This window comes from Streptomyces sp. NPDC058877, from assembly GCF_042742855.1.
Lineage (GTDB): Bacteria > Actinomycetota > Actinomycetes > Streptomycetales > Streptomycetaceae > Streptomyces.
The window spans coordinates 1-1,628 of record NZ_JBHYMF010000388.1; the positions used below are offsets into that span (position 1 = coordinate 1).

Consider the following 1,628-nt stretch of genomic DNA (forward strand, 5'->3'; position numbering starts at 1 on the left):
GCCACACAAGTCGCCACCCGAATAACCCAAACCTTCAAAATCAACTGCCCCGTACGCACCATCTTCGAAAACCCGACCATCCACCAACTCGCCCAATGGGCCGGTGACTCGCGGACCGAAGCGCCCCCCGGTCTCCTGTCAAGGGGAGCCGCTGCCGATCCCGGTCTGCTGGCCTTCGGGCAACAGCGCATGTGGTTCCTGGACCAGATGGTTCCGGACTCCACGCTCTACAACACCCAGGCGCTGTGGCGGATCGACGGCGACTTGGACGTGCCCGCCTTGCAGTGGGCACTGACCGAAGTGGTGCGGCGGCACGCGGTGCTGCGCTCCCGGATCACCACCGAGCAGAGCGGTCCGCTCCAGGTGATCGACCCCCCTGCCGTCGTAGGGCTGCCGCTGACGGATCTGTCCGCGCACCCGCGCCCCGAGGCGATGACCAGGGTCCACGAGCTGTCACAGGAGGATGCCGCCCGGCCCTTCGACCTGGCCGCCGGGCCGCTGCTGCGCCCACGGTTGTTCCGTGTCGCGGCCGACAGCCACTGTCTGCTGGTGAGTTTCCACCACTCGGTCATTGACGCCTGGTCGCTCACCGTGCTGTGGAGGGAACTGTCGGCGCTCTACGACGCCCGGCTCGCGGATCGGCCCAGCCCGCTGCCCGCGCTCCCGTTCCAGTACTCCGACTACGCGGCCCATCAGCACGCCTGGTTGTCCACGGGGGAGGCGCAGGAGCAACTTACCTATTGGAAAACGGTGTTGAAAGACGCGCCGGACGTGATCGACCTGCCCACCGACCGGCCGCGGCCGGCTGCCCCCTCCGGCGCGGGAGGCCGGGTGGTCTTCCACGTCCCCGTAGAGGTCGAGGCCGAGCTGCGGGCGCTGGCGCGGTCGCACGACGCGACGCTCTTCATGGTGCTGCTCGCCGCGTACGGATTCCTGCTGTCGGTGTACGTGCGCCGCTCGGACGTCGTCGTGGGAGTCCCTGCGGCCGGCCGCACCCATCCCGAACTGGAGCATCTGGTCGGCCTGTTCATCAACTCGCTGCCGGTCAGGCTGGCCTGGGAGGGCAACCCGACGGTGAGCGAGCTGCTGCGGCTCACCAAGGAGGCGGGCCTGGACGCTCTGCGCCACCAGGACGTCCCCTTCGAGCGCATGGTGGACGCCCTGACGGACGAGCGGCACGCGGGCGTCAACCCGCTGTTCCAGACCTGGTTCGACTTCGACCAGTCCCTGGCGGTCGACTCACCGGCCGACCTGCGGGTCGAGCGGGTGCCGGTCGCGTTGCACTCGACCCGGTTCGACCTGGAGATGCTGCTCGAGGAGGGGTCGGACGGGTTGACGGGCTCCCTCGGCTACGACGCGGACCTGTTCGACGAGGTGAGTGGCGAGCGGTTCGTCGAGCACTATCTGGCCCTGCTGGCCTGCTTCGCGCACCGCACGGACACGTCGGTGGCTGTGCCCGCGGCGCCCGCCATGAGCCTCCTGGTCGACGCCGGCAGACCGACCGTGGACGCCTTCGAGGACGTCCTCGGCGAATTCGAGGCGTGGGTGGACCGGGCTCCGGAGGCTGTTGCCCTGGTGGCGGAGGGCCGTGAGACGACGTACGGAGAACTCGACGCCCGTGCGAACCG

1 protein-coding gene is annotated in these 1,628 nt (G+C 69.2%); it reads left to right on the forward strand.

Features of this window, described 5'->3' with window-relative positions:
* Nucleotides 1-1,628 (forward strand): condensation domain-containing protein (locus ACFW2Y_RS35765; RefSeq protein ID WP_384887905.1); only part of this gene is annotated, 1,628 nt, incomplete at both ends.